7 protein-coding genes are annotated in these 5,459 nt (G+C 62.2%); 2 read left to right on the top strand and 5 right to left on the bottom strand.

The window, feature by feature from the left end; translation table 11 throughout:
• The 3 genes from GH663_RS20750 to GH663_RS20740 form a co-directional block, all read right to left on the bottom strand.
• Positions 1–344: TolC family protein (locus GH663_RS20750; RefSeq protein WP_170291473.1), on the bottom strand; the 344-nt coding region annotated here is incomplete at its 3' end.
• 169 nt (positions 345–513) lie between these two features.
• A complete protein-coding gene (locus GH663_RS20745; protein ID WP_153133492.1) occupies positions 514–1,668 on the bottom strand; it encodes a HAMP domain-containing sensor histidine kinase in 1,155 nt (384 codons plus the stop codon).
• A 1-nt stretch (position 1,669) separates the two neighbouring features.
• A complete protein-coding gene (locus GH663_RS20740) occupies positions 1,670–2,365 on the bottom strand; it encodes a response regulator transcription factor (protein WP_153133491.1) in 696 nt (231 codons plus the stop codon).
• Between the two features lie 437 nt (positions 2,366–2,802).
• Between GH663_RS20740 and GH663_RS20735 the strand changes: the two genes are divergently transcribed.
• A complete protein-coding gene (locus GH663_RS20735) occupies positions 2,803–3,477 on the top strand; it encodes an EF-hand domain-containing protein (protein WP_153133490.1) in 675 nt (224 codons plus the stop codon).
• A gap of 41 nt (positions 3,478–3,518) precedes the next feature.
• Here the strand turns inward: GH663_RS20735 and GH663_RS20730 are convergent, their stop codons facing one another.
• Positions 3,519–3,752 (bottom strand): thioredoxin family protein, encoded by a 234-nt coding sequence (locus GH663_RS20730; RefSeq protein WP_153133489.1) that lies wholly within the window; start codon positions 3,750–3,752, stop codon positions 3,519–3,521.
• A 14-nt stretch (positions 3,753–3,766) separates the two neighbouring features.
• Positions 3,767–5,203: a permease gene (locus GH663_RS20725; RefSeq protein ID WP_153133488.1), complete on the bottom strand. Its 1,437-nt coding sequence runs from the start codon at positions 5,201–5,203 to the stop codon at positions 3,767–3,769.
• A gap of 74 nt (positions 5,204–5,277) precedes the next feature.
• On the opposite strand from GH663_RS20725, the gene GH663_RS20720 reads away from it, so the two are divergent.
• A complete protein-coding gene (locus tag GH663_RS20720) occupies positions 5,278–5,451 on the top strand; it encodes a hypothetical protein (RefSeq protein ID WP_153133487.1) in 174 nt (57 codons plus the stop codon).
• Positions 5,452–5,459 lie beyond the last annotated feature (8 nt).

Genomic DNA, 5,459 nt, shown 5'->3' with positions numbered 1-5,459 from the left:
TCGAGGCGGCGCACTTCGTTGTGGGTGGCGAAGCCGTCGAAGAGCATCTGGTTGAGGCTGAGCAGGTAGCTGCTGCGACTGTAGTCGTTCCGATCGCGCAGCGGCGGTTGTTGCAGGGTTTCCCGGCCGCCGCCGGCGGTCAGGTCAACGCGCGGCAGGAAGCCGCCACGGGCGACGCCAATTTCTTCTTCCGCTGCCTTGTAGTTGTGCCATTTCGACGTCACTTCCGGGCTGTTCAGCACGGCTTGCTGCGCTACTTCCTTCAGCGTCGCCGGGAGCGACGTCTGGGCCAGGGCCGGGAAAACGGTAGCGAGAAGAAGGGCGAGAATGGCGTTCTGTTTCATGGGCGGTCAATCGAAATCGGCTGTCGGTCAGCCAGACAATCAGCCCGCCAAATGCAAAAAACAGGGCAAAAATTAGCGGGATAAGGAATTACTGATGCAACTTGAACCCTAAAGCCCGCCAATTATAGAAAACACAACAGGTGTTTATGTAAGTTTTTGTAAGACTTCCTTACACAGGCAAGACAATTTCCACGATCAGGCCATGGTCGGCGTGTGCATTTTTTGCCTCGATTTTGCCGTTGACCGCAGCAACCACCCGTTTTGCAATTGCCAGTCCGAGACCATAGCCACCACCGCTACTTTGGCCGCCCCCCCGGAAGAACGGCGTAAAAATCGCCGCCAACTCATCTTCGGCCACGCCCGGGCCGTGATCGATGACAGCCAGCTGGAAGCAACAGCCCTGGCGTCCAGCTTCGATGCGGACCGTACCGCCGTCCGGCGAATAGCGCAGCGCGTTGCGCACAATATTTTCGATGGCCCGGTGCAGCAGTTCGGCATTGGCGCGAATTTCCGGCATCTCGCCGGCCACGAACTCGACCGCGACCTGCCGTGCCATCCCCTCGAAACGCGCATCCTCAACAATGTCGTCGAGCAGTTCGCCCATCTCGACCTCCTCCAGCACGCCGCTGACACCGGCCTCCAGGCGGGACAGGGTGAGCAGTTCGCCAACCAGCAGATTCATCCGCTCGCCCTCGCGTTCGATGCGGACCAGCGAATCCTCCATCCGCGCCGGCTGCTGCCGGGCCAGACCGATCGCCGCCTGCAAACGGGCCAGCGGCGAGCGCATCTCGTGCGACACATCGTGCAGCAGCTTTTTCTGCCCATCGACCAGCACGGCGAGGCGTTCGGTCATCCGGTCGAAATCGCGACCGAGATCGGCCAGTTCATCGCGCCGCCCGCCCATGCCATCGCCGATGCGGACCGCCAGATCACCGTCGGCCGCGGCATCGAAGGCGCGCCGCAACTGGCGGATCGGCTTGGCAAAGTACCAGGCCAGGCCAAAGGCGCTGACCAGGCTGACCAGCAAGGCAGCGAGCAGGGGAATCAGCGGCAGGCGCGGGCCGTGTCGCAGCTCGGGCGGCGGCGGGGGAAAAAAGTGGCCCGGCGCGGGCGGGCGTTCGCCGGCAAAACCGGGCGGCGGGCCACCGTGGGCAAAGTCGAACGGCGGTCGCGGCTCAGTCGACTGGCTCGAACTGGCCATTTGCGCGCGCCATTCCGCCTCGGCCTGCTGGCGCTCCAGCCAGAACAGCAAGCTGGCCCCGCCGACACCGGCCAGTTGCAGCAGCCAGATGAACAGGAAGAATTTCCAGAATAGCCGGCCCACGCTACTCCCGGATCAACTGATAGCCCTGCCGGTAGACCGTCTGGATGCACGAACGGCCATCGGCCAGGCAGCCCAGCTTGTGGCGAATGCTCGACAGATGGACGTCGATGCTCCGGTCGAAGCGGGCCAGCGGCCGCCCCAGCGCCTGCTCGGAAAGATCGCTCTTGCTGACCGGACGCCCGGCATTGCGGGCCAGGATTTCGAGCAGGTTGAATTCAGTGCTGGTCAGGTCGACCGGGGCGCCGGCCCACTCGACCCGCCGCTGCTCGGGCAGGACGTTGAGGGCGCCGATCACCAGCGGCGCGCCGCCCGTCGTTTCGCCAAGCTGTTGCGTCCGGCGCAGGATGGCGCGCAGGCGGGCGGCCAGTTCGCGCGGCAGGCAGGGTTTCGGCACGTAGTCGTCAGCGCCCAGTTCGAGGCCGACGATGCGGTCCATGTCGTCACCCTTCGCCGTCAGCATCAGCACCGGCACGCTGCTCGCTGCGCGGATCCGGCGCAGCGCCTCGATGCCGCTGATCCTCGGCATCATCACATCGAGCACGACGATGGCGTAGTGGCCGGACAAGGCTTCACAGACGCCCGCTTCGCCGTCGTGCACGGCGGTTGCCGCAAAACCTTCCTGAATCAGGTAGTCGCGCAGCATGCCGGCCAGTTCGACATCGTCGTCGACCAGCAGGATGTGAATGCTTGGATTCATTACAGACTCGTTGATGGGGAGGGGCCGATGATAACCAAGCGCCTCCCCGCCAACCAGCCGCAAGGGCCCGAATTTACAGACTTTTACCGGGTCTTGAGCGGCGCCTCGACCAGTATGCGGCGGTGCCAGAAGGCCCCTGACGAGTCCGGCGGTCGACCGGCCGCCGACGACCAAAATGCCGCGCCATTCATCCCCGCCGGCAGCGCAGAACTTTGGGCGACCGGCACAAATTGCCGCCCAGGAAAAATTGCCGTTTTTCGCAAAAATTGACCGATTTATTCGCCAAAACAGGCCAACTTAGCCACTTTCTTAACAAACCTTTACTCCGCTTAACGTAAACCACCGCCATTTTTGACCCATTTTGGCCGATAACTTGCTCAAAGGGAGCAGCCCGCTCGCGGGCAACCCATTTTCGACGTCAAAATCAGGAGGTAATCATGGTCAGCAGCATTAGCAGCACCTCATCGATCAGCCAGCTATTCGCCAAGCTGGACAGCAAGAGCCAAGGCTACATCGAGAAAAGCGATCTCGTTTCGGCCTTCAGCCAGATCAGCACCGACAGCACCGACAGCACCGAAGCCGAAGGCGTCTTTGCCGCGCTCGACAGCGACAGCGACGGCAAGGTCACCGAAAGCGAGTTTTCGACCACGCTCAGCAAGCTGCAGGAAGAACTCGACAGCCAATTCGACAGCATGCGCATGGAAGGATTCAGCAGCGCCCAAGGCGCTGGCGGCATGGCCGGCATGCCACCGCCCCCGCCACCGGCAAACGACAGCGGCTTCTCCAAGGACGAACTGACCAGCCAGCTTGAGGAAATCGGCAGTACCGACAGCGAGCGCTCCAGCCTGATTTCCAATATCGTCGCCAACTTCGAAGCGGCCGATACCGATGGCGACGGCAAGGTCAGCTTCGCCGAAGCGCAGACCTACGACAGCGAGTCGAAGAGCGGCGCAACGGCCGGCGACAGCAGCTCGACCACAACCAGTAGCGCCAGCGCCAATAGCGATAGCGCACTGATGATGAAAATCATGCAACTGATGCACGCCTATGGCACGACCGGCCAGGACGACCAGAACAGTAGCCTCAGCAGCCTGCTCTCCGTCTCGGCCTGAAGCCGTGGCCAGCCAGAAGCCAGCCCACGGGCTGGCTTTTTTTACGCCCGCAACCAGCCGGCGATTTCATCCTTACCCGGAATCCGGCCGGAAGCCCGGACCACCTCGTCGATCACCAGGGCCGGCGTCGTCATGATCGGATAGGCCATGATCTTGTCCATCTCCGTCACATGCTCGAAGCTGGCGCTCAAGCCGAGCTCCGCGACCACTTCGCGGGTCAGTTGCTCCAGGCGGTTGCACTTGGCGCAACCGCTGCCGAGTATCTTGATCAACATCGTCTTTCTCCTTGTCAGTGCGCGGGGGCTCGATTGAACCGCCCGATCAGATGCAGGCTCCCGGTCAGCAGCAGCATGAAGCCGGCCAGCAACAAAGCCAGGTGCAGCAGCGGCGTGCCATCGACCCAGGCGCCATAAGCCAGGCCGGAGAGCGTCGAGAACAGGGCAACCAGCCCGACATAGGTCCAGGCCTTCAACTTGCCGATGATCGCCGAGGTAATCAGGATGCTTTGCAGGGACAGTTCCGGATCGGCCATCAGGTAAGCGATCAACGGCCCCGGATGCATGCCGAGCGACAGGAACATCTTGGCAATCGGCACCTCGACCAGGGTCGGGAAATACATGAAAACGCCGAACACGACACCGGCCAGGTTGCCCTGCAGAGTATTGCTGCCGGCCACCGCCTGAATCCACTGCGGCTGAATGAAGCTGCGGATGACACCGACCAGGAAGACGCCGACCACCAGCAAGGGGAATATCTGGCGGATGAAACGCCAGGTTTCCCACAACCACTGCTGCACGTCCCAAGCCTCGAAACGCCGGGCCAGCGGCAGCAGCAAGGCGCACAACAGCGCGACAACGACACTTCTGCCGGTCAACGTCAGTAAAAGGCCATTTTCTGTAACGCGCATACCGAGGGCGGCCAAGATCAGGGTCAGCGCGGTCAGCCCCAACGCCAGCCAGGTTTGCCGGTTGAAGCCGTTATCGACCAAGCCCAGGCCACGCCAGGCAGAAACCCCGATCAACGCCAGCAAGCCGATCAAGAGCAGCCCTTGCACGCTCAAACCCTCCGCCCCGGTCGCCACATCGACCGGCACCCAGCGCCCGAGCTGCGCCTGCAGGACAGGCCCGCTCGTCCAGGGCAGTTCGATGCTGAGCAAGCCGACGGTCAACCAGTCAAACTTCAGGGTTCCGGCCAGCAGCAAGGCGACGAGGGCGGCGAGGAAGAGCAGCGTTTGCCGGGAGATGGCCGCACCACCGGCAAAGGCCTGGCCGGCCAGGCGGGCGTTATCGTCCTGGCGAAAGACGATCGCCATGATCATGCCGATCCCCACCCCGAAGGACAGCGCCAGCACGATACGGGCAATCGCAAAGTCCGCCCCGAGCGCCACGCCGGTATAAGAGAGCGCCAGGATGTTGGCAGCCGGCGCAAAAAACAGGAAGGTGATGGCCGGCCCCAGGCCCGCTCCTTTTTTATAAATGCCGGCGAACAGCGGCTGGATGGTGCAGGAACAGACAGCCAGCAAACTGCCCGCCCCGGCCGCTGCCGAATAAGAGACCCATTTCGGCGCATCCGGCCCGAGAAAGCGAATGATCGACTGTTGCGGCACCAGCGCCGACAAGGCGCCGGCAATGAAAAAGGCCGGCACCAGACAAAGCAGCACATGCGCTGCCAGATAGGAAACCAGGCTGGCTACACCGTTTTGCAGGACCGATAGCAGGAGTTCCATCTCGCCCTCCGCGAAGCGCGGCGTGACCGAGCCGTCAGCCGCGATGAAAACAATTCTCTCACCGCTGGAGACGCATGGCATATAAAAAGGATGCAGTTTCGCTGCATTTTTCCGGCGCCGAAAAGCAAAAAGCCCATCAACGGGGATGGGCTTTCCGGGAACTGCTGACTACACCAGAGAAACTGGAGCGGCAGAAGAGTCTCGAACTCTCGACCTATACCTTGGCAAGGTATCGCTCTACCAACTGAGCTACTGC

This window comes from Dechloromonas hortensis, assembly GCF_009469765.1.
GTDB lineage: Bacteria > Pseudomonadota > Gammaproteobacteria > Burkholderiales > Rhodocyclaceae > Azonexus > Azonexus hortensis.
This window is presented reverse-complemented; position numbering and strand designations above follow the sequence as displayed.